Source organism: Halopseudomonas salegens, from assembly GCF_900105655.1.
Classification (GTDB): domain Bacteria; phylum Pseudomonadota; class Gammaproteobacteria; order Pseudomonadales; family Pseudomonadaceae; genus Halopseudomonas; species Halopseudomonas salegens.
On sequence record NZ_LT629787.1, the window covers coordinates 508206 to 533743 of the forward strand.

Annotated in this window: 27 protein-coding genes and 1 pseudogene; 18 read left to right on the forward strand and 10 right to left on the reverse strand. The window is 58.6% G+C overall.

All coding sequences use genetic code 11. The features are described 5' to 3' along the window. Positions 1-75: 75 nt before the first annotated feature. Complete coding sequence (locus tag BLU07_RS02185; RefSeq protein ID WP_092383703.1) at positions 76-888, forward strand: CHAD domain-containing protein; 813 nt, start codon at positions 76-78, stop codon at positions 886-888. Here the strand turns inward: BLU07_RS02185 and BLU07_RS02190 are convergent. Beyond that, complete coding sequence (locus BLU07_RS02190; RefSeq protein ID WP_092383705.1) at positions 876-1625, reverse strand: MauE/DoxX family redox-associated membrane protein; 750 nt, start codon at positions 1623-1625, stop codon at positions 876-878. The genes BLU07_RS02185 and BLU07_RS02190 overlap by 13 nt on opposite strands. A 116-nt stretch (positions 1626-1741) precedes the next feature. Between BLU07_RS02190 and BLU07_RS02195 the strand changes: the two genes are divergently transcribed. The 6 genes and pseudogenes from BLU07_RS02195 to BLU07_RS02220 all read left to right on the forward strand — a co-directional run bounded on the left by BLU07_RS02195 (position 1742) and on the right by BLU07_RS02220 (position 6829). Then, entirely contained in the window at positions 1742-2104 is a 363-nt protein-coding gene (locus tag BLU07_RS02195) for an MmcQ/YjbR family DNA-binding protein (protein ID WP_092383707.1), read from the forward strand. 68 nt (positions 2105-2172) lie between these two features. Beyond that, entirely contained in the window at positions 2173-2484 is a 312-nt protein-coding gene (locus BLU07_RS02200) for a hypothetical protein (protein ID WP_092383709.1), read from the forward strand. Between the two features lie 73 nt (positions 2485-2557). Continuing rightward, complete coding sequence (locus BLU07_RS02205) at positions 2558-2932, forward strand: hypothetical protein (RefSeq protein ID WP_092383711.1); 375 nt, start codon at positions 2558-2560, stop codon at positions 2930-2932. 131 nt (positions 2933-3063) lie between these two features. Further along, positions 3064-4596, forward strand: coding sequence for a glutamate synthase-related protein (locus BLU07_RS02210; RefSeq protein ID WP_092383713.1), 1533 nt, complete (start codon positions 3064-3066; stop codon positions 4594-4596). A 118-nt stretch (positions 4597-4714) separates the two neighbouring features. Continuing rightward, positions 4715-5583: pseudogene (gene yghU / locus BLU07_RS02215) on the forward strand (glutathione-dependent disulfide-bond oxidoreductase). Between the two features lie 109 nt (positions 5584-5692). Next, complete coding sequence (locus BLU07_RS02220) at positions 5693-6829, forward strand: glutathione S-transferase family protein (RefSeq protein WP_231701672.1); 1137 nt, start codon at positions 5693-5695, stop codon at positions 6827-6829. On the opposite strand, the gene trmA is transcribed toward BLU07_RS02220, so the two are convergent. Together trmA and BLU07_RS02230 are read right to left on the reverse strand one after the other, a co-directional pair. Beyond that, positions 6826-7911 (reverse strand): tRNA (uridine(54)-C5)-methyltransferase TrmA, encoded by a 1086-nt coding sequence (gene trmA, locus BLU07_RS02225; protein WP_092383715.1) that lies wholly within the window; start codon positions 7909-7911, stop codon positions 6826-6828. The genes BLU07_RS02220 and trmA overlap by 4 nt on opposite strands. Beyond that, the gene (locus tag BLU07_RS02230) at positions 7911-9203 is read right to left on the reverse strand and encodes an NCS2 family permease (protein ID WP_092383717.1); all 1293 of its coding nucleotides are present in this window, start codon (positions 9201-9203) and stop codon (positions 7911-7913) included. Before BLU07_RS02230 ends, trmA begins: the two co-directional genes overlap by 1 nt. A 160-nt stretch (positions 9204-9363) precedes the next feature. Between BLU07_RS02230 and BLU07_RS02235 the strand changes: the two genes are divergently transcribed. From BLU07_RS02235 to cgtA, 5 genes are all read left to right on the forward strand, one after another. After that, the gene (locus tag BLU07_RS02235; protein WP_092383719.1) at positions 9364-9972 is read left to right on the forward strand and encodes an FKBP-type peptidyl-prolyl cis-trans isomerase; all 609 of its coding nucleotides are present in this window, start codon (positions 9364-9366) and stop codon (positions 9970-9972) included. A gap of 121 nt (positions 9973-10093) precedes the next feature. Continuing rightward, positions 10094-11062 carry a polyprenyl synthetase family protein gene (locus tag BLU07_RS02240; RefSeq protein ID WP_092383721.1) on the forward strand — a complete coding sequence of 323 codons (969 nt, stop codon included), beginning with the start codon at positions 10094-10096 and terminating at the stop codon, positions 11060-11062. Positions 11063-11257: 195 nt separating this feature from the next. Then, the gene (gene rplU, locus BLU07_RS02245; RefSeq protein ID WP_092383723.1) at positions 11258-11569 is read left to right on the forward strand and encodes a 50S ribosomal protein L21; all 312 of its coding nucleotides are present in this window, start codon (positions 11258-11260) and stop codon (positions 11567-11569) included. 23 nt (positions 11570-11592) lie between these two features. Further along, positions 11593-11850 (forward strand): 50S ribosomal protein L27, encoded by a 258-nt coding sequence (gene rpmA / locus BLU07_RS02250; protein ID WP_092383725.1) that lies wholly within the window; start codon positions 11593-11595, stop codon positions 11848-11850. 132 nt (positions 11851-11982) lie between these two features. Continuing rightward, the gene (gene cgtA / locus BLU07_RS02255; protein ID WP_092383727.1) at positions 11983-13203 is read left to right on the forward strand and encodes an Obg family GTPase CgtA; all 1221 of its coding nucleotides are present in this window, start codon (positions 11983-11985) and stop codon (positions 13201-13203) included. Between the two features lie 77 nt (positions 13204-13280). On the opposite strand, the gene BLU07_RS02260 is transcribed toward cgtA, so the two are convergent. Together BLU07_RS02260 and BLU07_RS02265 are read right to left on the reverse strand one after the other, a co-directional pair. Further along, positions 13281-14561, reverse strand: a complete 1281-nt coding sequence (locus BLU07_RS02260) for an HlyC/CorC family transporter (protein WP_092383729.1) — start codon at positions 14559-14561, stop codon at positions 13281-13283. A 31-nt stretch (positions 14562-14592) separates the two neighbouring features. After that, positions 14593-15393: a cytochrome C assembly family protein gene (locus BLU07_RS02265; RefSeq protein WP_092383731.1), complete on the reverse strand. Its 801-nt coding sequence runs from the start codon at positions 15391-15393 to the stop codon at positions 14593-14595. Between the two features lie 154 nt (positions 15394-15547). On the opposite strand from BLU07_RS02265, the gene ffh reads away from it, so the two are divergent. From ffh to ispH, 6 genes are all read left to right on the forward strand, one after another. Further along, complete coding sequence (gene ffh / locus BLU07_RS02270) at positions 15548-16960, forward strand: signal recognition particle protein (protein WP_092383733.1); 1413 nt, start codon at positions 15548-15550, stop codon at positions 16958-16960. A gap of 154 nt (positions 16961-17114) precedes the next feature. Further along, positions 17115-17363, forward strand: a complete 249-nt coding sequence (rpsP, locus tag BLU07_RS02275) for a 30S ribosomal protein S16 (protein ID WP_092383735.1) — start codon at positions 17115-17117, stop codon at positions 17361-17363. A 1-nt stretch (position 17364) separates the two neighbouring features. Then, complete coding sequence (gene rimM, locus BLU07_RS02280) at positions 17365-17907, forward strand: ribosome maturation factor RimM (protein WP_092383737.1); 543 nt, start codon at positions 17365-17367, stop codon at positions 17905-17907. 3 nt (positions 17908-17910) lie between these two features. Continuing rightward, positions 17911-18660 carry a tRNA (guanosine(37)-N1)-methyltransferase TrmD gene (gene trmD / locus BLU07_RS02285; RefSeq protein WP_092383739.1) on the forward strand — a complete coding sequence of 250 codons (750 nt, stop codon included), beginning with the start codon at positions 17911-17913 and terminating at the stop codon, positions 18658-18660. A gap of 32 nt (positions 18661-18692) precedes the next feature. Continuing rightward, the gene (rplS, locus tag BLU07_RS02290; protein WP_092383742.1) at positions 18693-19040 is read left to right on the forward strand and encodes a 50S ribosomal protein L19; all 348 of its coding nucleotides are present in this window, start codon (positions 18693-18695) and stop codon (positions 19038-19040) included. Positions 19041-19152: 112 nt separating this feature from the next. Then, positions 19153-20109: a 4-hydroxy-3-methylbut-2-enyl diphosphate reductase gene (ispH, locus tag BLU07_RS02295; protein WP_092383745.1), complete on the forward strand. Its 957-nt coding sequence runs from the start codon at positions 19153-19155 to the stop codon at positions 20107-20109. Between the two features lie 259 nt (positions 20110-20368). Here ispH and umuC read toward each other — a convergent pair whose 3' ends face one another. The 5 genes from umuC to BLU07_RS02315 form a co-directional block, all read right to left on the reverse strand. Continuing rightward, positions 20369-21640, reverse strand: a complete 1272-nt coding sequence (umuC, locus tag BLU07_RS02300) for a translesion error-prone DNA polymerase V subunit UmuC (protein WP_092383747.1) — start codon at positions 21638-21640, stop codon at positions 20369-20371. 6 nt (positions 21641-21646) lie between these two features. After that, positions 21647-22078: a LexA family protein gene (locus BLU07_RS02305; protein ID WP_092383749.1), complete on the reverse strand. Its 432-nt coding sequence runs from the start codon at positions 22076-22078 to the stop codon at positions 21647-21649. 69 nt (positions 22079-22147) lie between these two features. Beyond that, positions 22148-23008: an archaetidylserine decarboxylase gene (gene asd, locus BLU07_RS17700; protein ID WP_197675045.1), complete on the reverse strand. Its 861-nt coding sequence runs from the start codon at positions 23006-23008 to the stop codon at positions 22148-22150. Positions 23009-23017: 9 nt separating this feature from the next. Then, complete coding sequence (locus tag BLU07_RS17705; protein ID WP_197675046.1) at positions 23018-23827, reverse strand: rhodanese-like domain-containing protein; 810 nt, start codon at positions 23825-23827, stop codon at positions 23018-23020. A 15-nt stretch (positions 23828-23842) separates the two neighbouring features. After that, entirely contained in the window at positions 23843-25459 is a 1617-nt protein-coding gene (locus BLU07_RS02315) for a histidine kinase (RefSeq protein WP_157719060.1), read from the reverse strand. Positions 25460-25538 lie beyond the last annotated feature (79 nt).

The following is a 25538-nucleotide window of genomic DNA, read 5'->3' on the forward strand; positions in this document are numbered from 1 at the left end:
AGGGGCAAGAACCGATTCAGCGGCCAGCTGACTACTGAACTCAAGGGTTACCAGAAAAAATACCGGGGATGATGTATGCCGGGCAACAGCACAAAACCACTGATCCGTCGCGCTGAAGCACTGCATAGGCAGTGTGCGCTGGTATTTGCCAACCGGCTGCAGCTCACGCCTTCCGATGTTCATTGCCTGCGTGTGTCGATTAAAGAGTTGCGTGCGCTGTGGCAAGTACTGAAACCCTTTATGGCCAAAGGGCAGGCTGATACAGCCAGCCGCGAGATTGGCCGGGCCGCCAAGCAACTGGCGAAGGCTCGTGATCAGCATGTTCAGCTCAAAACGCTGGATAAACGTATTCGCAAGGCCCAAGGAGCCGAGCTGGCTTCTCTCAGGTGTGCGCGTGATCAACTGGCCGCTCAGCAACCTGAGGTGCCTGAGCAAGCTTTGCTGAAGGCCGAGATTGTTTCTGGCTTTATTCACGACCGGCAGCGTTGGCATGACCTGAAGCTGTCATGCGGTAAGCGCGAATTGATGCATGACGGGTACGGGCGGCTTTATCGCAAAGCCCGCAAGTGCTTTCACCGTGCTGCTGCCAGCGGCAATAATGCAGAGGACTGGCATCGTTTGCGCCGCTGGGTCAAATATCTCGCCCTCGCGTTGCCGGTGCTTGCCGACGACAACAAGGCCCGGGCTTTAGCCGGTCGCTACGCCAGGCTTGCCCGGCAACTGGGTGACCTGAATGACCTGGATGTACTGGCAACCAGCTTGAAGCAGTTGCCGGACAAAAATGACATGTCCACATATCAGGCTATTGCTCTGGTGGAGCAACGGGCGGATGTGCTGCAGAGCAAATGCCATAAAAAATCCAGGCGACTTTTCGGTCAAAAGAAATAGCTCAGCATCCATAGCCCCATTGCCATCATCATCAGGTTCTCGGTCAGTGAGGTAAAGCCCAGGGGCACGTTGCTGTTGCCGCCGACGCACGCGCATTTGAGTTCGCGCTTGTCGATATATACCGCCTTGGCTACCGACACCGCACCGATGGTACCGATGAAAAGGGCGACAGGAATGGCCAGCCACAGCAGGGCACCAGCGACCATGAGCACCCCGGCCAGTAACTCGGCATAGGGATACACATAGGCATAGGGCACCTGCCGGCGGGCAAGCAGGTCGTAATTGAGAAACATGCTGGAGAAGCTTTCAACGTCCTGCAGCTTCAACAGCGCAAGAATGCTCATGCTGAAAGCGATAAACAACTCGCCGCTGCGTATGGTCAGGAGCTCGCCGTCGAGCATCCAGCTGACTGCCAGGGCGAGCAAGGCCGCGACACAGAATACGGCGATCACCGGTCGGTAGCTGGTTTCGTCAGCCGATTTGACCTTCTTGCCGAAATGTTTGCGCAGTTCCTCGTATCCGCCAATATGCCTGTCGCCGATATAGACCTGCGGGGTTGTGTCTACGTTGTGTTCTTTCTTGAAAGCATCAACGTCCTCCCGCGAGGTCAGCGGATGGTCGGCTACCTGGTAGCCCTGGCGCTTCAGAAGATCGAGCGACTTCAAGCCGAAGGGGCAACGATGTTTTTCCATGACCATACGATAAAGCGTGGCCTGTTTGGCTGAGTCTGACGACATGGTGACTCCTGTTTCAGGAAGGTTACTCGCTATTACAGCAACCGTTTTTTCCGCTACTGTTCCAGTAAGAGTAGCAAACGCCTGTTTTCAGCTTCAGGAGCACGAGGAGTAGCCGGGTGAATTACGATGAGTTCAATGCCTTTTGTGCTGCGTTGCCCGCGACGACCCATTGTGTGCAATGGGGCGGTTCGCATGTCTGGAAGGTGGGCGGCAAGGTATTTGCCATCGGTGGATGGAGTCAGGGTGATGAGCCTGCATTCACCTTCAAGGCTTCGGAGCTGAATTTCAATTTTCTCCTGGAACAGCCGGGTTTCAGGCCCGCGCCCTATCTGGCAAGTCGCGGTATGAAGTGGATACAGCGCTACACGGCGGCGGGGAGTTCAACTGATGAGCTCGAGTACTATCTGGAACAATCCTACCGTATCGTGTCGTCGGGCCTGAGCAAGAAAAAGCAAAGAGAGCTCGGCCTCAATCAGTAACGGTTTCTGATTCACCGTTGCGTTTGGCGACACTCCATAAGCGGACGTCGTAACAAGGAGGATCTGCAGTGAGCAAGGCTGCCAGGCTTTTTTTCAATGGGCTGGGAATACTGGGTGTACTGCTGCTTGGCCTGTTTTTATTTCTCAACACGTTCGCAACTGCGGGCAATCCGCTACATGAATACCGGTTGAAGCTGGTCCTGGCTTTTCTGTTGGTGATTTTGCTGCATGGTTGCTACCTGGTCAGTGATGCTGCCAGCAGGAAAAAATACGTATGGGTGGCTTTGCTGGTCATCGCTCCGGTTCCGGTTTACTGGGTGTATTACATTTACCACAGTGTACTTGTCGCGCAGGTGCGGCTGGCGAGGCGGAACCGATGAAGAGTGTGTGAGAAGCCGAATCGTTACTTGTTGACTATGCTGAAAGCAACACACATTCACAGACAGGTGATGCATGTCAGTACTGGTAATCGTATTGGGTATCTTGGTTTTGCTCCTCGGGCTGGCGGTACTGGTGCTTCCGGAGCGAGTGTTCGCGCTGCTGGATGACAACGCAGGAACGCAATCGCTCTTCTATGCCTCGGTCATTGGTCGGGTATTTCTTGGTCTGGTGCTTTTGCTGGCCGCTTTTGAATCGGCTTTTCCGGGTGTTCTGCAGGTACTCGGGGTAATTGCGGTAGTTCTGGGTACGGTAACTGCCTTGATGGGGCGTGAGAAGGTGGCAAAGGTAGCCCATCGGGTGGACGGTCTGCCGGTTTGGGTCAAGCGGACCATTGGTGCTTTCTGGGTGTTCATCGGTGTGCTGCTGATCTGGCTGGGCTGGAGCTGAATAGACTTTTCCGCGAATGCGAGCAACTTTTTGTAGCACTCTGCGAGCCGTGCTGGACGGCGTGTTTTCGCTCATGCTGCTAACGTGTTGACAGAATAATCAGTTGATCAGCCAGATAAGAGGCGCATGTTATGGCCAAACCAGTCATTGCCGACAACCAGCCAGTCAAGAAAAAACTTACCGAGGGTGAGGAGTATTTTTTCTGCACCTGCGGCCGCTCGAAGGACCAGCCATTCTGCGATGGCTCGCATGCCGATACCGGCTTTACCCCGAAAAGCTTTGTGGCCGATGAATCCGGTGATGCCTGGCTGTGCCAGTGCAAACATACGGGTGATGCGCCTTTTTGTGATGGCACGCACAAAGACTTTGCTGACGAGCAGGTGGGTGAAGAGGGGCCTGGCAAGGACGATGACAAGCTGATTGCCAAAGCTACCGCGGAAGAACCCACCGTCGAGTTCATTCATCAGTTGGCTCGTGAGGGACTGAAAGGGGTTGGCCCGCATGGGCCGGTGGCAGCCATGGGTGTGCCGCGCCACAGCTTGCCGGACTGGAATGATTTGCAGCTGATGGTGGCGCAGTTGGCTACGCGTCCGCTGATGGAAGATGAGCCAGTGGCGACCGAGCTGGTGATCGGACCGGAAGCGAAGAAACCGCTGACGCTGGATATTCCGCTGCTGGTGTCGGATATGTCCTTTGGCGCCTTGTCACAGGAAGCCAAGATAGCCCTGGCCAAAGGGGCGGAGATGGCAGGTACCGGTATCTGCTCGGGTGAGGGTGGCATGCTGCCGGAAGAGCAAGAAGCGAATTCCCGCTATTTTTATGAACTGGGCAGCGCCCAGTATGGTTACAACGAATCCCAGTTGACCAAGGTACAGGCGTTCCATTTCAAGGGCGGGCAAGCTGCCAAGACCGGAACCGGTGGTCATCTGCCGGCGAACAAGAATGTCGGCAAGATTGCCGAGGTGCGTAACCTCAAGGAGGGCACGTCAGCAGTATCACCGCCGACTTTCAAGGACTTGAGTTCAGTGGCCGATTTCAAGCGTTTTGCCGATCGGGTGCGTGAGGTCACCGGCGGCATTCCGATCGGTTTCAAATTGAGTGCCAACCATATCGAACAGGATATTCAATTTGCCCTGGATGCCGGTGCTGACTACATCATTCTGGACGGGCGCGGTGGCGGTACGGGTGCGTCACCGGAGATGTTCCGTGACCACATCAGTGTGCCGACCATTCCGGCGCTGGCCCGCGCCCGGCGCTATCTGGACAAGCAGAAAGTCAGTGGCCGTGTCACCCTGATCGTGACCGGGGGCTTGCGGGTTCCGATGGATTTCGTCAAGGCGCTGGCCTTGGGTGCGGATGGCGTGGCCCTGGCCAACAGTGCCATCCAGGCGGTTGGCTGCGTGGGTGCGCGCATGTGCCATACCAATAACTGCCCGGCGGGAGTCGCCACCCAGCGGGAAGATTTGCGCAAGCGTCTGGATGTGGACAAGTCGGCTGGCCAGCTGCAAACCTTTTTGCAGTCATCCACTGAATTGATGCAGGTGATGGCAAGGGCCTGCGGGCATCATGCCTTGAGCGATTTCAATCCGCGTGATCTGGCCACCTGGCAGCGTGAGATGGCCTTGTTGTCCGGGGTGGAGTATGCCGGGCTGACCAAGCTCTGAGTCGCGGCTTGCCGGACTGAAAGACCCGGCAATGAATTCCCTGTGAGCTCTGTCGCCGCACGGTCACCTACCTGTGGCATGCTGTCGGGTATCAGAAGCAACACCAAAGGACATGCCAATGAGTGATAACACCTACCAGCCGCCCAGAGTCTGGACCTGGGAGCCGGGGAGCGGCGGCAAGTTTGCCAACATCAACCGGCCCATTGCCGGCGCCACCCACGAGCAGGAGTTGCCGGTCGGTGAGCACCCATTGCAGCTGTATTCTCTGGCTACCCCGAACGGCGTGAAGGTCACCATCCTGCTCGAAGAACTGCTTGAGCGGGGCTACACCGAAGCAGAATATGACGCTCATCTGATCAAGATCATGGAAGGTGAGCAGTTTGGCAGCGGTTTTGTCGGGATAAATCCCAATTCAAAAATCCCGGCCTTGCTGGATATCAGCGTTGACCCACCGCAGCGCGTGTTCGAGTCCGGAGCCATTCTGCTGTATCTGGCGGAGAAGTTCGGCGCCTTTTTGCCAAAAGATCACCGTGGGCGGACCGAATGTCTGTCCTGGTTGTTCTGGCAGATGAGTAGTGGGCCAATTCTGGGGGGGGGTTTGGCCATTTCTACGCTTATGCGCCGGAAAAATATGAGTACCCGATCAACCGTTACACCATGGAGGTGAAGCGGCAGCTGGATGTGCTCGACCGCCACCTGGCCGAACATGATTACATGGCGGGCAGTGAATACAGTATTGCCGATATGGCGATCTGGCCGTGGTATGGCGCACTGGTCACCAACAAGGTCTATGAGGCCGCCGAGTTTCTCGATGCCGCCAGCTATGTCCATTTGCAGCGGTGGACTCATATGATTGCCGAGCGGCCGGCGGTACAGCGAGGGCGTATGGTCAATCGCACCTGGGGCAAACCGGAAGAGCAGTTGCCCGAGCGTCACCATGCCAGCGATTTTCGCCTGCGCACCCAGGACAAGCTGGATCAGAAGTAAGCTGCAAAGTGGCATCATGGCCGGCACGGGGTATGGCGGCCGGGTCTGCCCGCGTTTATGCTGGCAGGCCTGATTCATTACCTGCCTGTCGGGCAGAAAGGATGCCTGCGTGATAAATGATAACCCCGTGCATGAACTCTTCGGCATGCCGCATTCGCTGTATACCGGGATTGCCCGGTCCTACTTGCGTACTCAGGGTATTGCCTACCGTGAACTGGGAACTCGCCACCCGAGCTTTGCCAGTGAAATATTGCCGGTTACGCGACGCAGCATCATTCCGGTGCTGCGCACCATCGACGGCGAGATCATTCAGGATAGCCTGGATATCATTGATCATTTCGAAGTACTTGGAGTGCCGTACTCGGCTTATCCGCAGGGCCCCCTGCAGCGCATTCTGGCCATTGTCTTGCAGTACTACGGCTGCCAGAGCATGTTGCGCCATGCCATGCATTATCGCTGGTCATTTCTGGATCAGCAGGAAGCCTTTATTCGTCATGCTTTCGCCAGCGCATTGGGGGCGGAGCTGGCAGAAGATGTGATGCAGCGCATGCAATCCTACCTGCCGGGTCTGGGTGTGACGCCGGAGACAGCGCCGCTGATCGAGGCGTCCTACCATGATCTGCTGCAATTGCTGAATGCCCATCTGGCCCAACATCCCTATCTGCTGGGTGGTCGCCCGTCGATTGCCGACTATGGGCTGATAGGCCCGTTGTATGCACACCTGGGCCGCGATCCGGTACCGGCCGGGATCATGAAAACAACGGCGCCCTGGGTCTATCGCTGGGTGGAACGCATGCTGGCGCCAGGTCTGGATGTTGTCGAGTTTGCTGATTACGGGACTGATTTCATCGCTGATGATGCGATTCCGGATACGCTGGCACCGCTTCTGGCTCATGTCGCTGCAGACATATTTCCTGAGCTGACCGACAAGCTGGCCTTTATGGATGCCTGGGTAGCTGAAAAGCAGCCTGCGGATGGCCAACCGGTTGGCGCCAAGCCGCATCAGCGGCACATTGGACAGGTGCAGACACAGTTTCGTGGGCTGCCGATTCAAGCCGGGGTTGAGCCTTACTTGCTGTATCTGTTGCAGCGTGCCGGCGACGTGTTGCATCGCCTGCCGCCTGTTGAGCAGGAAAGGGTGCACGCAGCTCTGGAAGGTTACGGATTGCTGGCTGCCGTGCCGGCCCCACGAGATTATCGCGTTGGCCGGGCAGGGCAGCTGGAAGTCTGGCAGACGGTGTCTTAGCGGCGCTCCAGCAGTACGCCGGACTCCATATGATGGGTGTAGGGGAACTGGTCGAACAGGGCGCAGCGCACCAGGCGGTGGGTGGTGTTCAGTTCGGTCAGGTTGGCGGCCAGGGTTTCCGGGTTGCAGGAGATATACAGGATGCGGTCATAGCCCTTGACCAGCTCCAGCGTGGCGGGGTCTAGGCCGGCGCGCGGCGGGTCGACAAAGACGGTGGAAAAATCAAAGCCGTCCAGGTCAATGCCCTGCAAACGGCGGAATTCACGCACGCCAGTCAGCGCCTGAGTGACTTCCTCACTGGCCAGTCGCACCAGGGTGACGTTGTCCACGCCGTTGTGGGCCAGGTTATCCAGCGCGGCATACACCGAGCGTTTCGCCAGCTCGGTCGCCAGTACCCGGCGGAAGCGGGTCGACAGGGGCAGGGTGAAGTTGCCATTGCCGCAATACAGCTCCAGCAGATCGCGTTGATCATGCCCGGCAGCGTCCAGTGCCCAGCCCAGCATTTTCTGGTTGACTGCGCCGTTGGGTTGGGTAAAGCCGCCTTCGATCTGCTGGTAGTGCCAGTCACGGCCATCGACCTGCAGGCACTCGGTAATGTAATCCTTGTCCAGTACCCGTTTGCGGCCACGACTGCGGCCGATCAGCTGAATATCCAGCCGGGCTGCCAGTTCGCGCGCCGGCGCGTCCCAGTTTTCATCCAGTGGCCGGTGATAGCAGAGGGTGACCAGGGCTTCTCCGGACAGAGTGGTAAGAAACTCGACCTGAAAAAGCTTGCGCCCGAGGACGGGGTCGGCCTTGCAGGCTTCCAGCAAGGGGCCCATCAGTTGATTGATACGCTGGCTGGCAATCGGCAGCTGGGTCAACAGAATGGGCTGGCGTTTGTCACCGCGTTCGAACATGGCGTAATGCGGGGTGCCGTTTTCATACCAGAGGCGAAATTCGGCGCGTAAACGAAAGTGCTCCGGCGGTGAATCAAACACCTCGGGCTCTGGCGCGGCAAAGGGTTGCAGCAGCTCGATCAGGCGCTGGCGCTTGGCCTCGAGCTGGGCGGCATATTGGTTGGGGTCGAATGCAGTACTCATCAGTTGAAGAACGCCAGTTTGATGATAAACAGGGCCGACAGCGCGTACAGGCTGGGGTTGAGTTCGCGCCAACGCCCGGACAGCAGCTTGATCGCGGTCCAGGTAATAAAGCCGATGGCGATCCCGTGGGCAATCGAGAAGGTCAGCGGCATCATGATGGCGGTGACGACCACAGGTGCGGCTTCGGTCAGGTCTTCCCAGTTCACCTGTACCAGGCCGCCGGTCATCAGCACGGCCACAAACAAGAGCGCCGGTGCGGTGGCGAAAGCGGGTACTGCCGTGGCCAGCGGTGACAGGAACAGGCACAGCAGAAAGAGTATGGCCACCACGCAGGCGGTCAGGCCGGTGCGCCCGCCAGCAGCGGTGCCGGCGGCGGATTCAATGTAGCTGGTTGTGGTCGAGGTGCCCATCAGCGAGCCGGCCATGGTCGCTGTGCTGTCAGCCATCAGGGCGCGACCGAGGCGTGGCATGCGGCCGTTCTCATCCAGCAGGTTGGCGCGCTGGGCAACGCCGATCAGGGTGCCCGAGGTATCGAACAGGTCGACAAACAGAAAAGCAAACACCACGCTGAGCAGGCCGATTTCAAAAGCCCCGCGCAAATCCAGTTGCAAAAAAGTGGGTGCCAGGCTGGGTGGCGCCGAGACTACACCCGTAGCCTGACTCAGTCCCAGCAGCAGGCTGATGGCGGTGACCACCAGAATGCCGATCATGACCGCGCCGGTGACGCGTTTGAAGGCCAGTGCCACGATCAGCACAAAGCCCAGTGCAGCCAGAATGGGTGCGGGCTGGGTCATATCACCCAGGCCGACCATGGTGGCATCGTGGGGCACGACAATACCGGCGTTTTTCAGCGCGATCAGCGCGAGAAACAGGCCGATACCGGCGGCAATGGCCGAGCGCAAGGGCATGGGGATACTGTTGATGATCCACTCGCGGATCTTGAACACGCTGAGCAGGAAAAACAGAAAGCCGGAGAGAAAGACGGCGCCCAGCGCGACTTCCCAGCTGTAACCCATGGAGCCTACGACGGTGTAGCTGAAGAAGGCATTCAGCCCCATGCCCGGGGCCAGGGCAATCGGGTAGTTGGCCCACAGCCCCATGATCAGGGTACCCAGTGCGGCGGCCAGGCAGGTGGCGACAAAGGCGGCGCCTGGATCAATGCCGGCATCGGCCATCATCGCCGGGTTGACGAAGATGATATAGGCCATGGTCAGGAAGGTGGTCAGGCCGGCAATGATCTCGGTCTTGATGTTGGTGCCGTTCGCGCTGAGTTGAAAAAGTCGTTCCAGCATCGGGATAGCCTGCGGCAAATGGGAGGGGAAAACCGGCGATTTTAACGCAAAATGCCGCTCGAAGGGGAGTGTGTTGCGGTTTTTGTCGTGCGCCGGGGTGGGCAAACGCGGCCGCACTGTGGCAGGCTTGTTGACCTATTTTCCCAGGAGGCCTTGCCTTATGAGCTTTGAAACCGAATCCCAGCGCGTCAGTTACGGCATTGGCCGTCAGATGGGCGACCAGCTGGCCAGCAGCAATATTCCCGATCTGGATCTTGATGGTGTTGCTGCCGGCCTGCGCGATGCCTTCAATCAGTTGCCCAGCCAGGTGGCTGAAGCTGACTTGCAAGCGGCTTTCCAGAGCTTGCAGGCAAAAATGCAGGCGCAGGCTGATCAGGCAGCCGGCGCCATGCGTCAGGCAGGCGAAGAATTTCTTGCCGAAAACGCCAAGCGTGAGGGTGTGGTCACCCTGGCTTCCGGGTTGCAGTACGAAGTGATCAATGCCGGTACCGGCGCCACGCCGAGTGCCAGCTCCACGGTACAGACGCATTATGAAGGCACGCTGATCAACGGTGACGTATTTGATTCTTCCTACAAGCGTGGCCAACCGGCTGAGTTCCCGGTAGGTGGCGTAATCGCTGGCTGGACAGAGGCACTGCAGTTGATGCAGGAAGGGGCCAAGTGGCGTCTGTTTATCCCGTCCGATCTGGCCTATGGCGAGCGGGCTGCCGGCAGTATTCCGCCGCACAGCACCCTGGTGTTTGATATCGAGCTGCTCAAGGTCCTCTGAATCCGGCTTGAGCGATATCCCTGCACTCCGCCCTGCGGCGGGGTGCAGGCGTCTTCTGATTCTTGACAGCGCGAGGCCTGCCACCTAGCATGCCGCCAACCTTTCTGAAAATGTGCTGTCAATGTCCACCCTGCCTTTCTATGCTCCTGTTAGCGATGACTTTGAAGCCGTCAACGCACTGATTCTGCGGCAATTGCACTCGCGGGTGCCTTTGGTCGAAAAAATCGGCGAATACATCATCAGTGCCGGTGGCAAACGCCTGCGCCCGCTGGTGGTCTTGCTGGCTGCGCGGGCCTGTGGTGAAGAAACCGGTCGACAGCACAGTCTGGCAGCGATCATCGAATTCCTGCATACCGCGACCCTGCTGCACGATGATGTGGTGGATACCTCCGACATGCGACGTGGCCGCTCTACCGCCAATGCCCTGTGGGGTAACGCGCCCAGTGTGCTGGTGGGTGATTTTCTTTACTCGCGTTCATTCGAGATGATGGTGGCGCTGGGGTCGATGGGTGTGATGCAGATTCTGTCGCGGGCAACCAATGTGATCGCCGAAGGTGAAGTGCTGCAGCTGTCCAAGGTGCGTGATGCGAGCACGGATGAGGCAACCTATATGGAAGTCATCCGCAGCAAGACAGCCATGCTGTTTGAGGCCTCCAGCCATAGTGCGGCGGTGCTCGCCGGTGCTGCCGATCCGGTCGCCGAGGCGCTGCGCGTCTATGGTGATGCCCTCGGGGTGGCCTTCCAGTTGATTGATGACGTGCTGGATTATCGCGGCGATGCCGATGCCATGGGCAAGAATGTGGGTGATGACCTGGCCGAAGGCAAGCCGACCCTGCCGCTGATCTATACCATGCGCGAAGGCACTGCCGAGCAGGCGCAACTGGTGCGCACCGCAATCCAGAAGGGTGGCAGCGAGCAGATCGTTGCGGTCCAGGCCGCGGTCAGGGACTCGGGTGCGCTGGACTACACCGAAGGGTTGGCGCGTGAGCAGGTCGAGCGGGCAATTGCTGCGCTGGATGTGCTGCCGGTGTCGCCCTATCGCGAGGCCCTGGAGCAATTGGCCCGTTTTGCCATTGAGCGTCAGTACTGAGCGGCTTTTGCCGCTTTTACGCTTGCGTCAGCGGTCGTGAAAGGCTAGAATCCTCGCCCCTGAAAAACCGATTTACAGCATCCCTGTTTTGACAATGGCAAGGTAGGGCCCGATGGGCGGGTTCACTTGCAGCCATGCCGGCCACTAAATATTATACCCAAGCGCCGGGTGAGCAGGATTACGGAGAAAGCAAACATGTACGCAGTGATTGTTACCGGTGGCAAGCAGTACAAGGTCGCTGAAGGTGAATACCTTCGCGTAGAGAAACTGGAAGCCGAAACCGGTTCCAGCATTGAATTCGATAAAGTGCTGCTGGTTGGCAACGGCGATGACATCAAGATCGGTGTTCCGGTTGTCGATGGCGCCAAAGTTACTGCCGAAGTGACCGAGCACGGTCGCGGCGACAAGGTCCGCATCATCAAGTTCCGTCGTCGCAAGCACCACATGAAGCGTCAGGGCCACCGTCAGTGGTTCACCGAAATCAAGATTACCGGCATTTCAGCCTAAGCCGATTCTGGAGGTACTTACTCATGGCACACAAAAAAGCAGGCGGTTCCACACGTAACGGCCGCGATTCAGAATCCAAACGCCTTGGTGTGAAAATGTTTGGTGGCCAGGCGGTCAACGCCGGCAATATCATCGTTCGTCAGCGTGGCACTCAGTTCCACCCCGGCAAGAATGTTGGTATCGGCAAGGATCACACCTTGTTTGCCAAGGCAGAAGGCGTGATCAAGTTTGAAGTCAAGGGCAAGTTCGGTCGCCGCTACGTGAACATCGTAGCCGCCTAAGCGCCGCCTTGTACGAAAAGCCCTGTCATACGACGGGGCTTTTTTGTTTGTGAGTGGTGGGCCTTGGGGCCGATTCGGCGCTAATCTGACAGTGTCCAGAACCTTAACCCATCCCGCGAGGGAGGGAGAACGATGAAATTTGTTGATGAAGTATCCATTACGGTCAAGGCCGGTGATGGTGGTAACGGATGCATGAGCTTCCGTCGGGAAAAGTTTATTCCCAAGGGCGGCCCGGATGGCGGCGATGGCGGTGATGGCGGTTCCATCTATCTGGAAGCTGACAGCAACCTGAATACCCTGGTGGACTACCGCTATACCCGCCGTTTCAACGCCAGGCGCGGTGAAAACGGCCGTGGCAGCGACTGTACCGGCGCCAAGGGTGAAGACATGGTGCTCAAGGTGCCGGTCGGCACGACCGTGGTCGATGCCGGTACCCAGGAAATCATTGGTGATCTGACCAAAGAGGGCCAGCGCCTGCTGGTTGCCCAGGGTGGTTTTCATGGTCTGGGCAACACCCGTTTCAAATCCAGCGTCAACCGCGCGCCCCGGCAGACCTCTCAGGGCAGCCTGGGTGAGCAGCGTGATCTCAAGCTGGAAATGAAAGTGCTCGCCGATGTTGGCCTGCTCGGCTTGCCCAACGCCGGCAAGAGTACGCTGATCCGCGCCGTTTCCGCGGCCAAGCCCAAGGTGGCGGATTATCCCTTTACCACCATGGTGCCCAACCTGGGTGTGGTGGACGTGGGGCGGTTGCGCAGTTTCGTGATTGCCGATATTCCCGGTGTGATCGAAGGGGCGGCTGAAGGCGCCGGTCTGGGTACGCGCTTTCTCAAGCATTTGTCGCGTACTCGCCTGTTATTGCACCTGGTGGATATGGCGCCGCTGGATCAGTCCGATCCGGTCGAGGCGGTGGAAACCATCGTGCATGAGCTGGGCAAGTTCAGCCCGGCGCTGACCATGCGTGAGCGCTGGCTGGTGCTGAACAAGTGTGATCAGTTGCTGGAGGACGAGCAGCAGACGATTCTCGATGATGTGGTTGAGCGCCTGGAATGGGAAGGGCCGGTATTCGTGATTTCGGCGGCTGATCGTCAGGGTACCGAAGAGCTGGCCAAGGCAGTGATGAACTGGCTGGAAGAGCGTCAACGGCGCATTGCCGAAGATGAAGATTATGCGGCTGAAGTCGTTACCCTTGATCAGCAGGTCGAGGATGAGGCGCGCGCGCATCTGCAGTTGCTCGATGATCGCCGTGCCCTGCGCAAGCAAGGTCTGCTCAAGGACGATGCTGATGACGACGACTTCGACGATGAAGATGATGACGGCGACGAGGACGGTCCGGAAGTTATCTACGTGCGCTAACCTGTCAGTTACCCTGGCGATGCCGCCGGGGTGCTTTGACGGGTAACTTGCCCGGGCAGCCTGTTCGGCTGCCCGGGTCAGGCTTGCTGGATATGGGCCTTGTCGAGGCTGGTCCAGATGCGCACATTCTTCACCATATTGTCCTTGGTTTGCAGTATTTCCATGCGGTAAGGGCCAATACTCAGGCAAACGCTGGTTTCCGGAATATGCTCCAGATGTTCTGTGATCAGACCGTTTAGCGTTTTGGGGCCATCTTCGGGCAGCGTCCATTGCAATTGGCGGTTGATGTCGCGTATCGATGTTGCAGCATCGATGACATAGCTACCATCTTTCTGAGGGTGTACATCTGGGCTCAGCAGCATCATGTCGGTGGTAAATTCGCCAACGATCTCTTCCAGGATGTCTTCCAGGGTTACCAGGCCGATCACGTCGCCATATTCATCAACCACAATGGCAATTCGCCGCTTCTGCTTCTGAAAGTTGAACAGTTGGGTATGCAGCGGGGTGCTTTCCGGAATGAAGTAGGGTTCGCGGCATGCGCCGATCAGTGCGTCTCTGGTCAGATTGTCGCGACTCAGCAAGCGGGCAATCGAGCGCATGTGCACGATGCCGGTAATATGGTTGATGTCACCGCGATACACGGGCAAACGGGTATGGTGGCAGTTGTGCAGTTGAGTGAGAATGCTCGACATCTCGTCTTCCAGATCGATACCCACCGCTTCGTTGCGCGGGATCATGATGTCGTTGACGGTGATCTTTTCCAGATCGAGGATGCCCAGCAGCATGCTCTGCCGGCTGCGGGTTATGCTCAGGCCAGCCTCACGCACAACGGTACGCAGCTCCTCGGTGCTTAACTGGTCGTCACCCTTGTCGGCCGGGTCGACGCCGAGCAGGCGCAGCAGAACGTTACTGATCACATTGCTCAACCACACCACCGGGTACAAGGCACGTTGCAGGATGATCAGGATCATGCTGGCAGGGAAGGCAATGCGTTCGGGGCGCAGGGCGGCAAAGGTTTTGGGTGTTATTTCCCCGAAGATCAGGATAACAATGGTCAGCGCGATGGTGGCAATGGCAATGCCCGCGTCACCCCAGATGCGAACGGCCAGAAGAGTCGCCAGCGAGGCGGCAAGAATGTTGACGATATTGTTGCCGACCAGAATGGTGCCAAGCAGGCGATCAGGGCGCTCAAGCAGCTTCACGGAGCGCTTGGCGGCACGATGTCCTTCCTTGCTCAGGTGTTTGAGCCGGTAGCGATTCAGGCTCATCATGCTGGTTTCCGAACTGGAAAAGAAGGCTGACAGCACAATCAGTAGCGCCAGAAAGCCGAGCAGAAAACCCGTAGAAGCTTCGTTCACAGCAATGCCTCATTGGCAGTAGAGGTGGACATCAGAATGGCAGCAGGAATTCGCGGACCAGCTTGCTGCCGAAGTAGGCCAGCATGAGTAACAGGAAGCCGGCCAGTGTCCAGCGGATGGCATTGCTGCCGCGCCAGCCACGGAAATGCCGGCCCCAGAGCAGAATGCTGAATACCACCCAGGCAAGGCATGAGAGCAGCGTTTTGTGGGCCACTTCCTGTGCCAGCATGCTGTCGAGAAAGACAAAGCCGGAGATCAGTGCCAGCGTCAGCAGCAGCACACCACAGAGGAGAAACTGGAACAGCAGGCGCTCCATGGTTTGCAGTGGCGGAAAGGTCCGGATCAGGCGGGTTGGATGCTTGTGCTTGAGCTGGTAGTTCTGCACTGCCAGTAAAACCGCCTGGAAAGCGGCAATGGTGAGAATGCCGTAGGCCAGGATCGACAGCAATATGTGCACCAGCAAGCCTGGTTGGCCGGCAATCAATGTGGTTGCCTGGTCGCTTTGAAGACTGGCCAACAACACCGTAACCAATGCCATGGGGTAGAGTCCGAGCAGTAGAGTGGTCACAGGGGCACGCATGCTGGAAACCAGGGTCACGGCAATCACCAGCCAGGCAATCAGTGACGCGGCATTGAAAAAGCCCAGTGCAAGGCCGTGTGCCGTCAGCAGCTGCAAATACAGGCTGGCGGCATGCGGCAGCAGGGCGATCAGGCCGAGCCCGCGCAACAGGTCAACCCTGACTGGCTGACGGTTGCGCAAGCAATGGATATGGTAGAGCAAGCCACTCAAGTAGAGAGCGGCGGCCAACAAGCTGGGAATGAGGGCTGTCATACGTCCTTGCGCGTTACTGGCAACAAAGTAGCAGTGTGGCACAAGCGCGACGCTGGATAAAGCGTCTCGCTGTTATCCCTGAGGGCATCACGGTATACTTTGTGGCTGATTCGCTTCCACCCCTGCCGGGTGTCAGAAGCCAAGGAGAGTTGTGATGTTCGAAAATCTTACCGATCGCCTGTCACACAGCCTTAGCGGCGTGACCGGCCGGGCCAAGCTGACTGAAGACAATATCAGGGATACCCTGCGCGAAGTGCGTATGGCGCTGCTGGAGGCTGATGTTGCCTTGCCGGTGGTCAAGACTTTTGTCGATCAGGTTCGTGATCGTGCGGTAGGGCAGGAAGTCTCGCGCAGCCTGTCGCCGGGGCAGGTCTTCGTCAAGATCATCAAGGCCGAGCTGGAAGCTATCATGGGCGAGGCTGAGGGCCTCAATCTGGCGGTCAAGCCACCGGCCGTCATCCTCATGGCTGGCTTGCAGGGTGCGGGTAAAACCACCAGTGTCGCCAAACTGGCGAAAACCCTGCGTGAGCGTGAGAAGAAAAAGGTCATGGTGGTCAGTGCCGACGTTTATCGTCCGGCAGCCATCAAGCAGCTGGAAACCCTGGCAACAGAAGTCGGTGTTACCTTCTTTCCGTCTGACCTGAGCCAGAAGCCGGTCGCCATCGTCGAGGCGGCGCTGGCCGAGGCGCGCAGCCGCTACATGGATGTGCTGATTGTCGACACCGCTGGTCGTCTGCATATCGATGCCGACATGATGGGCGAGATCAAACAGGTTCACGCGGCGGTCAATCCGGCGGAAACCCTGTTTGTGGTCGATGCCATGACGGGTCAGGACGCGGCCAATACCGCGCAGGCGTTCAATGAGGCGTTACCCCTGACCGGGGTAATTCTCACCAAGGTTGACGGTGACGCGCGCGGTGGTGCTGCCTTGTCGGTCCGGCAGATTACCGGCAAGCCGATCAAGTTCCTCGGTGTCGGCGAAAAAATCGACGCACTCGAGCCTTTCCATCCTGACCGTATTGCTTCGCGCATTCTCGGCATGGGTGACGTGCTCAGCCTGATCGAGCAGGCCGAGCAAAAGCTGGACAAGGACAAAGCCGAAAAACTGGCCAAGAAGCTGAAGAAAGGCAAGGGCTTTGATCTGGAAGATTTTCGCGACCAGTTGCAACAGATGCGCGGCATGGGCGGTCTTGGTTCGATGATGGACAAGCTGCCGATGATGGGCAAGATGAACCCGGGGCAGATGGAAACGGCCCAAAGTGCCGCGGAGCAGCAGTTCACGCGGATGGAAGCGATCATCAACTCGATGACCCCGGCCGAGCGACGCAATCCGGATATTATCAGTGGTTCGCGCAAGCGCCGGATTGCGGCTGGCTCGGGTACCCAGATCCAGGATATTGGCCGCGTCATCAAGCAGCACAAGCAGATGCAGAAAATGATGAAGAAGGTCAGCGGCAAGGGCGGTATGGCCAAGCTGATGCGCGGTATGGGTGGCTCCGGCGGGCCTGGTGGTATGGGTGGCCCGGGTGGTATGTTGCCGCCGGGCGGCGGTATGCCCAGGTTCTGACGGTATCCCGTACGGTGCACGGGAAAAAAGAGTTTTCAATGGCCGCAATATTCCGTAGAATACGCGACCTTTCGGGTACGAGGCCTGCTGCGTTGTAGCGCCCGGCCTGTATTGAACATTTGAGCGTTATACAAACACAGGAAACGATGTCCACATGGTAACCATTCGTCTTGCTCGTGGTGGCTCCAAGAAGCGCCCCTTTTATCACCTGACAGTCGCCAACAGCCGCAATGCCCGTGATGGCCGCTTTGTTGAGCGCGTAGGCTTTTTCAACCCGATCGCCAACGGTGGTGAAATCCGCCTGTCAGTGAATCAGGAGCGGGTTGATTACTGGCTGAGCCAGGGCGCCCAACCGTCTGAGCGTGTTGCAGCCTTGCTGAAGGACAACCAGGCTTCTGCCTGAGATGGCCGTTGATCCGGTAGCGGAGTCGCAACCGCTGACAGTGATGGGCGAGATAGTTGCGGTGCACGGTATTCGTGGCGCCGTCAAGATCTACTCACACACTGATCCGCTCGACAGTCTGCTGGATTACACCGGTTGGGTGCTGCGCCAGGGCGCGCACCAACATGCAGTAAAAGTGGTCAGTGGTCGCTTGCAAGGACGTGTTCTCATCGTCCAGCTCAAAGGCATCAGTGATCGCAACCAGGCGCTGGAACTGGTCGGCCATGAGGTCTGTGTGCCATCGACCAGTCTGCCTGACCTGGAGCCAGGTGAGTACTACTGGCATCAGTTGCAGGGTTTGCAGGTGTTCACCCTGGCCGGGGAGTTGCTCGGTGTGGTGGATCACTTGCTGGAAACCGGCGCCAATGACGTGCTGGTGGTCAAGCCTTGCGCGGGTAGTCTCGATCAACGTGAGCGCTTGCTGCCCTATCTTCCGGAAGACTTCATCCGCGAGATTGATCTGGTAGCGGGTCGCATGCAGGTTGACTGGGATCCGGAGTTTTAACAGGTGTGGGCCGGCATTGTCAGCCTGTTTCCGGAGATGTTTTCGGCTCTGACCGAGCATGGTGTAACCGGACGGGCAGTCCGTCGCGGACAGTTGCAGGTAAGCTTCGGCAACCCGCGTGACTTTACCCATGACAAGCATCGCACGGTGGATGACCGACCCTTTGGTGGTGGTCCCGGCATGCTGATGAAGGTCGAGCCTCTGCAGCAGGCATTAAGTGCCATGCAGGAGCAGGCACCAGCCGGCACCCGGGTGATTTACCTGTCACCCCAGGGCCAGCCGCTGACTCAGGCCAAGGCGCAGTCATTGGCCGGGTTGCCGGGTATGATCCTGCTCTGCGGACGTTATGAAGGGATTGATGAACGGATCATCGAAACCTGTGTTGATGAAGAGATTTCCATCGGTGATTACGTATTGTCCGGTGGCGAGTTGGGTGCCATGGTCCTGCTGGACACGGTTACCCGGCTGATTCCCGGGGTACTGGGGCATGCTGCATCGGCTGAAGAGGATTCCTTTTCAGAGGGGTTGCTGGATTGCCCGCATTACACTCGGCCTGAAGAGTTTGCCGAGCAGCGCGTTCCGGAGGTGCTGCTCAGTGGTAATCATGAACGTATCCGGCGCTGGCGTCTCAAGCAGTCACTGGGCAGAACCTGGCAACGCCGGCCAGAGTTGCTCGACCGACTGAATCTGAGCGAAGAACAGCAACAGCTGTTGGCGGAATTTATCCGCGAGCAGGAAACCGATAACCATTGAAGCAAGTCCGGCGGCTTGTGCAGGAGTGTGTAATGTCCAATATTATTGCCCAGATCGAAGCTGAACAGATGAGCAAGGAAATCCCGGCTTTTTCCCCGGGTGACACCATCGTCATTCAGGTAAAAGTAAAGGAAGGTGATCGTCAGCGCCTGCAGGCCTTTGAAGGCGTGGTTATCGGTAAGCGTAACCGTGGTCTGAACTCGGCTTTCACTGTGCGCAAGATCTCCAGCGGTGTTGGCGTTGAGCGTACTTTCCAGACCTACTCGCCGCTGATTGACAGCATCAGCGTCAAGCGTCGTGGTGATGTACGCAAAGCCAAGCTGTACTATCTGCGTGCCCTGTCCGGCAAGGCAGCCCGCATCAAGGAAAAACTCAACTGAGTTTATCCCGGTGTTACAAAAAAGCAGCCTGCGGGCTGCTTTTTTGTTGGCTGCAGCAGTTAAACATGGATAATACCCGAGTAATTCACTCCGTTTTGAGCCGAGGCTGAGCATGCAGATCAAACTGGCCAATCCCCGTGGTTTCTGTGCCGGGGTTGATCGCGCTATCGAGATCGTCAACCGGGCGCTGGACGTGTTCGGTCCGCCCATCTATGTGCGCCACGAAGTGGTACACAACAAGTTCGTGGTTGAGGATCTGCGTAGCCGGGGGGCAATCTTTGTCGAGGAAATCGATCAGGTGCCGGATGACGTTATCGTGATCTTCAGCGCACACGGGGTCTCCCAGGCAGTACGCCAGCAGGCGGCTGATCGCGGACTCAAGGTGTTCGATGCTACCTGTCCGCTGGTGACCAAGGTGCATATGGAAGTGGCGCGATACAGTCGCGATGGCCGCGAATGTATTCTTATCGGCCATGCCGGACACCCGGAAGTGGAAGGCACCATGGGCCAGTATGATGCCAGCAATGGCGGGGCCATTTACCTGGTTGAAGATGAAGCCGATGTGGCCAGCTTGCAGGTGCGGCATCCCGAGCGACTGGCCTTCGTGACCCAGACTACCTTGTCCATGGACGATACCGCACGGGTCATTGATGCCCTGCGGGCACGTTTTCCGTCAATCAATGGGCCGCGCAAGGATGATATCTGCTATGCCACGCAGAATCGTCAGGATGCGGTCAAGCAATTGGCCGCTGACTGTGATCTGGTGTTGGTGGTCGGTAGCCCGAACAGTTCCAATTCCAACCGTCTGCGCGAGCTGTCCGAGCGTATGGATACACCGGCTTACCTGATTGATGGCGCCGGTGAGATCCAGCGTGACTGGTTGCAGGGCGTGAACACTATCGGCGTCACCGCCGGTGCTTCGGCGCCGGATGTGCTGGTGCGCGAGGTGATCCAGCATTTGCACAGCTGGGGAGCGAGCGGTGCGGAAGAGCTGGCTGGGCAGGAAGAGAATATCGTTTTCAGTATGCCCAAGGAATTGAGGTTGGTGGATGCGAGTGAGGTTCATTAAATTATTGGCTTTGTGTGAATGTGTCAGCCATTAATGCAGCGTGTTTGGGGAAGCACTGATTAAGTCGGCTCCGTGTTTCAGCCCGGTTGTCGCTGACCGGTTCTGGACACGCCGTAAACCCTTCCCTGGGGGCTCGTAGATGCCATCCCTGGCATCTAACGATCCAGAACCGGTCAGCGACAACCAGGCTGCCAAAGATGTGTGCTGTTAATCAGTGCTTCCCACCCGGCTCCAGCGCATTAGCTTTTGGGATCTTCTTCTACCGCGCTCGCGGCAAATCCTTCCACTGCGTGGTATACGCAGGGCTTTTGAAGGCCTGTCGCATGCGCCAGGCCGGATTGGCGGGTAGTCGGCCGATGCGGATGCTGCCGCGACCCTGGTAGTGGTTGATCCTGTCCATCACCGCCATCAACTCGTCGCTGCCGCGTCTTGGCTGTGGCTTGAACAGGTCCGGAGTGTATTGGCCCGGTTCGATCAGTTCCATCAGTATCACCCCCGCTTTGGCGTAACCGGTACCCGGGCGGTAGATCTGCCTGAGTCCGTGCAGCGCCTGTTGCACCAGGTCACGGGTGTCGGCGGTGGGGTAGGGCAGCTCCAGGGTGATCTGCTGGCGCTGGGCCTGGGCGCCGTCGTAAGCACCGGTGCGGATAAACAGGTGCAGTACCTGACACAGGCTCTGTTGTGCGCGAAGTTTCTCTGCTGCGCGCGAGGTGTAGAGGGTAATAGCCTCGGCCAGACCGGCCTGTTGGTATACCCGACTGGAAAAGGAGCGGGTACTGGCGATCATTTTCTTTCGTTCAGGACCATCTTCCAGGGGAAAGCAGGCTTCACCGGCCAGTTCCCGGGCGGTGCGTTGCAGTACACTGTTGAAGCTGCGCTTGAGCAGGCGCTGATCATGGCTGGCCAGGTCACCGGCCTGTTCGATGCCGAGCAAGCGCAGGCGTTGGGATAATCGCCGGCCGACTCCCCAGACCTGTTCCACCGGCGCCAGTGCGAGTAGCTTGCGCTGGCGTATCGGGTCGCGCAAGTCGACTACGCCACCGGTTTGCGGCCAACGTTTGCTGGCCCAGTTGGCCAGTTTGGCCAGTGTCTTGCTCGGCGCCAGGCCGATACTGACCGGGATGCCGGTATGTTGCAGCACCTGCGCCTTGAGTTCGACAGCCCAGTGTTGCAGGTCATGTTCCTCGCCCAAACCGCTGATATCGAGAAAGCTTTCATCGATCGAGTAGCGCTCAATCGCTGGCACCGTCGCAGCCAGGGTATTCATCACGCGGTCCGACAGGTCGGCATAGAGGGCATAGTTGGAACTGAAGACTTCAATGCCGTGGCTGCGGATGGCGTCCTGAACCTGGAATAGCGGCACGCCCATGGCGATGCCCAGGGCCTTGGCTTCGTCGCTGCGACTGACCACGCAGCCATCATTGTTGCTCAACACCACAATCGGGCGCTGGCGCAGGTCGGGACGAAACAGGCGCTCGCAACTGACATAGAAGTTGTTGCAGTCCACCAGGGCGTACAGCGGTTTACCCATGGCGACTCAACGGAAGCGGTGCTTGTGCAGGCTGTGGGTGACCACGCCCCAGACTTCCAGCGCGCCGGCTTGCTGCAGGCGCAGTGGCGGGAAGCGTGGATTGGCTGGCATCAGTACCGGCAGGCCAGCCTCATAGGTCAGTGTCTTGACGGTGAATTCGTTATCTATGCAAGCAATGATGACATCACCGGGCAAGGCACGCACGGCCCGGTCTACCACCAGAATATCGCCATCGTAGATGCCGGTGCCCTGCATGCTGTCGCCCTGGGCGCGGAGCAAAAAGGTATGTGCGGCCTGGGCATTGACCAGTTGGTCGAGTGACAGCGCGGCGTCGCGGTGGTCATCCGCCGGGCTGGGAAAGCCGGCAGCTACCCCGTGCGAAAACAGGGGCAGGCGCAGTCGGCTGGCGGGGGTGGGGCCAAGCAGGGTGGCAGACATGACGAACCTATCCGTTACTGTTTAAATATACAGTAAAGATAAGTCGTCATTGCCTGCGGGTCAAGTTGCTTATGCGGGTTTGCTGCGCCGTTGGCCGAGTTTTTCACCCATGCTGACGCCGCTGCCGGCCACCAGATGACTGGCCCAGTCGACCTGCTGCGGGCCGAACAGCACGATGGCGGTGGAACCGAGTTTGAAGCGGCCCATTTCAGCGCCGTGGCCGAGCTGTGGCGCGGTCTGGCCATAGTGCTGGGCCTGCAGTCGCCTGCGTGGCGGCGCGACCAGTCCGGCCCAGACGGTTTCCACTGAGGCAACGATCATGGCACCGACCAGCACCACGGCCATGGGGCCGGCTTCGGTGTCGAACAGGCAGACTACGCGCTCGTTGCGGGCAAACAGCTCGGGAACATTTTCTGCGGTGGTCTGGTTGACTGAAAACAGCTTGCCCGGCACGTAGATCATATCCGTCAGGGTGCCGGCCAGCGGCATGTGTACACGGTGGTAGTCCTTGGGTGACAGGTAAACGGTGGCAAACTGGCCACCCTGGAAGGGCGCGGCATGTTCGGGGTTGCCGCCCAGCAGTTCGAGCAGGCTGAAGCTTTGCCCCTTGGCCTGGAAAATTCGTCCGTGTTCGATGGTGCCCAGTTGGCTGATGCTGCCATCAGCCGGGCAAAGTACGCTGTCGGCCCCGCTGTCCAGGGGGCGGGCGTCATCTTTCAAGGCGCGGGTAAAAAAGTCATTGAAGCAGGCGTAGGTGGTCGGGTCGGGTTCGGCTGCTTCGCTCATGTCGACCTGATAACGCTTGATGAACCAGTTGATAAAGGGTTGCTTTACCCAGTTCCAGCGGCATTCAGCCAGTGCGCCAGCAGCACGTGACAGTAATTGCTGGGGTAACAGATATTGCAGGATGATGAATAAACGCTCGCGCATGACGCTTCCTTAAACTTCTACTGGGGTGTCAGGGTGGTTGCCCCATTCCGACCAGGAGCCGGCATAGGCCTTGACTCTGGGGTAGCCGAGCAGGCGGGCTGCCAGATAGGTAAAACCGGAACGGTGGTGGGTCTGGCAATGGGTGACGACTTGCTTGTCCGGGGTGATGCCCTGGGCGGCCAGCCATTCGGCCATATCGGTACGCAGACGCAGGCCACGGGCCGGATCCATGCCCTGAGTCCACTCACAGTTGATCGCACCGGGGATATGTCCGCCTTTTTTCGCCAGCACCTTGTCACCCTGGTATTCGGCGGGGGAACGGGCGTCCCAGATCACCCGGTCCGGGTTGTCCAGATCACTGAGCAGTTCGTCCACGCTGATGGTCGGGGCCGAGCTGATGATCAGTTCGGGCTGGCTGGCAGGGACATGTTGTACCTGGGTTTCCAGTGCCAGGCCGTCGGTTTGCCAGGCTTTGAGACCACCATTCAGGTAGCTGTAATGCGCATGGCCGATGCTGTCGAGCAGCCAGATAAAACGACCGGCCCAACCACCCCCTTCATCGTCATAGACCACATAATGCAGTTCCGGATGATGACCGATGTCGGCGAACAGTGCGGTCAGACTGGCCTTGTCGGGCAAGTGACCGGGTGTGGGCGGCGGTGATTGCAGCCGTTTGGGGCTGATGTGGACGGCGCCGGGGATATGTCCGGCCAGGTACTGTTCATCACTGCTCAGGTCGAGGATGCGCACCTGCGGTGTGTCAAGACGAGTGACCAGGTACTCGGGTTCGAGTAGCAATGGCAGTCGTGGTTCAGCCATGAGAATCTCCGGAGTTCAAGCCTGACGCTTGGATGAGAAAGTGACCAGTGCCTGGCTCAGGCACGCGGCAGTTTTGTGCAGTGCTTGCAGGCGTTTGCCGCTGAGCAGTCGGCCGCCGCTGTGTACTACCAGCAATCCGATCAGCCGGTCATTGGACAGCAGTGGCAAGAGATGGGCCGGTTGGTTGGCCAGCAGGGTTTTCAGGCTGGCGGGCAAGCGGTTGCTCAGTTGCTGCTGGGCCTGCGGGTCCAGATCCAGGCATGGACTGCTGCGCAGCCAGTCCCAGTTATTCTGTCGGGCATTGCCCAGTTCAGCGCCCAGGCAGCGCCGGTCGTTGTCAGTGTGCTGGGCGGCAGTTATCACCAGTTGCTGTTTGCGGCCATTGTACAGCGCCACCCAGCAGGCGGGTATGCCAAGTCCCTGGTGCAGCGCCAGCAGGCCACTATTGAGCAGGCTGGGCAGGTCCTTGAATGGGCTGGGAACCTGCTCGAGCAAGATACACTGGCGGCGCCACAGCGCCGCATCCGCCCCGGGAGTGCCCGCGGCGACTGGCTTGGCCGTGCCTTTCCGGGCTGGTGCTTTACTGGCGGCGGGTGTGCGGGCCGTCAGCGGGCCGAAGCTGGTTGGTTGGCGGCAGGTATTCGGTGGCCAGAGCAGGGCCTGGGCCGGCAACCAGAGACCGGGCTGCGCCGAATGATTATCCTGGGCGCTGCTGACGGCATGCTGATGGCTGGCAGTTTGTGCTTCAGCCAGGCTGCAACCCAGGTAAAGCGCAGTGAATTGCTGCCAGCGCAGGGTATGCTGGGCATACCAGTCATGGTGCGCGCCTACGGCAATGCCATTGGCCATCAACAGGCTGTTGTCGGGGCGGGTCAGCCAGCGCAACAGACGCGTGTCGGCATCCAGCGCCATTTGCTGGTCATGCGGATGTTCGCTGTCACGGGCAATATGCAGTGCCTTGACCATCAGACGTCGGCTGTCGATCAAGGAACGGTAGCCCTGTCGGATCCACAGTGGCAGGTTCCAGTCTTCAACCAGCTGCTGGGACAGCTTGAGCAGTTGCTCGCTGCCGAGCAGTTGAGTGGGTGGCCGGCCCTTTCCGGCGTTGGCGCCCAGGTGCCAGGCTTCCCATTCGCGGAACAGCTCGGGATGGCGATACACCAGGACCCAGCTGGGCGACATGAACAACAGGCAGGCCAGGGCCAGTTCCTGCCACAGGCGCGCCATGCGTTGACCAAAGAGTCCCCGAGCCTGGGTCAGGGCATGTTCACTGATACTCAGCATCTGTCGGAACCCGAGCGGCTGTTCAGCCAGGGGTTGCAGCGGCAACTCCCTGAGCAGTTGCCCGATACGCTGAGTGCCGAGCAGATTGCAGGCCTGTTCCAGGTTGAGTACATCGCCATCGCGTCGGCGCACAGCTTCGCCGGCAGCGCGGCAAATGGTCAGCGCGGCTACCGGCACTTGCAGTATGCTGTTGGATAGCTCGGTAAAGCTGAGCATATTGTCGTCCAGGCGCTTGATCAGCCGGTCGCGTTGCTGTTGATCAATTGGCAGGCGCACAGCACTCAGGATTCGGCTCATCTGGCCGATAGAAGGGGCATTGGCTGTTTGCTGGGCTTGATCTGGGCGCATGTGGCTAAAGGGCTTTATACTGAGTCGGCAAAGCTGACTATAACGCGAATAAACGGGTTTTGCTGCCTGAGACGCCAGC

Excerpts from the sequence above, each read along its gene's own strand:
- BLU07_RS02185 (WP_092383703.1), top strand. The coding sequence starts at position 76 with ATGCCGGGCAACAGCACAAAACCACTGATCCGTCGCGCTGAAGCACTG.
- BLU07_RS02230 (WP_092383717.1), bottom strand. The coding sequence starts at position 9,203 with ATGCTGGAACGACTTTTTCAACTCAGCGCGAACGGCACCAACATCAAG.
- BLU07_RS02210 (WP_092383713.1), top strand. The coding sequence starts at position 3,064 with ATGGCCAAACCAGTCATTGCCGACAACCAGCCAGTCAAGAAAAAACTT.
- cgtA (WP_092383727.1), top strand. The coding sequence starts at position 11,983 with ATGAAATTTGTTGATGAAGTATCCATTACGGTCAAGGCCGGTGATGGT.
- umuC (WP_092383747.1), bottom strand. The coding sequence starts at position 21,640 with ATGGGTAAACCGCTGTACGCCCTGGTGGACTGCAACAACTTCTATGTC.
- BLU07_RS17705 (WP_197675046.1), bottom strand. The coding sequence starts at position 23,827 with ATGGCTGAACCACGACTGCCATTGCTACTCGAACCCGAGTACCTGGTC.
- rplS (WP_092383742.1), top strand. The coding sequence starts at position 18,693 with ATGTCCAATATTATTGCCCAGATCGAAGCTGAACAGATGAGCAAGGAA.
- ispH (WP_092383745.1), top strand. The coding sequence starts at position 19,153 with ATGCAGATCAAACTGGCCAATCCCCGTGGTTTCTGTGCCGGGGTTGAT.
- ffh (WP_092383733.1), top strand. The coding sequence starts at position 15,548 with ATGTTCGAAAATCTTACCGATCGCCTGTCACACAGCCTTAGCGGCGTG.
- BLU07_RS02240 (WP_092383721.1), top strand. The coding sequence starts at position 10,094 with ATGTCCACCCTGCCTTTCTATGCTCCTGTTAGCGATGACTTTGAAGCC.
- BLU07_RS02315 (WP_157719060.1), bottom strand. The coding sequence starts at position 25,459 with ATGCGCCCAGATCAAGCCCAGCAAACAGCCAATGCCCCTTCTATCGGC.
- BLU07_RS02265 (WP_092383731.1), bottom strand. The coding sequence starts at position 15,393 with ATGACAGCCCTCATTCCCAGCTTGTTGGCCGCCGCTCTCTACTTGAGT.
- rpmA (WP_092383725.1), top strand. The coding sequence starts at position 11,593 with ATGGCACACAAAAAAGCAGGCGGTTCCACACGTAACGGCCGCGATTCA.
- asd (WP_197675045.1), bottom strand. The coding sequence starts at position 23,008 with ATGCGCGAGCGTTTATTCATCATCCTGCAATATCTGTTACCCCAGCAA.
- rplU (WP_092383723.1), top strand. The coding sequence starts at position 11,258 with ATGTACGCAGTGATTGTTACCGGTGGCAAGCAGTACAAGGTCGCTGAA.
- trmA (WP_092383715.1), bottom strand. The coding sequence starts at position 7,911 with ATGAGTACTGCATTCGACCCCAACCAATATGCCGCCCAGCTCGAGGCC.
- rpsP (WP_092383735.1), top strand. The coding sequence starts at position 17,115 with ATGGTAACCATTCGTCTTGCTCGTGGTGGCTCCAAGAAGCGCCCCTTT.
- BLU07_RS02190 (WP_092383705.1), bottom strand. The coding sequence starts at position 1,625 with ATGTCGTCAGACTCAGCCAAACAGGCCACGCTTTATCGTATGGTCATG.
- BLU07_RS02305 (WP_092383749.1), bottom strand. The coding sequence starts at position 22,078 with ATGTCTGCCACCCTGCTTGGCCCCACCCCCGCCAGCCGACTGCGCCTG.
- rimM (WP_092383737.1), top strand. The coding sequence starts at position 17,365 with ATGGCCGTTGATCCGGTAGCGGAGTCGCAACCGCTGACAGTGATGGGC.
- BLU07_RS02235 (WP_092383719.1), top strand. The coding sequence starts at position 9,364 with ATGAGCTTTGAAACCGAATCCCAGCGCGTCAGTTACGGCATTGGCCGT.
- BLU07_RS02205 (WP_092383711.1), top strand. The coding sequence starts at position 2,558 with ATGTCAGTACTGGTAATCGTATTGGGTATCTTGGTTTTGCTCCTCGGG.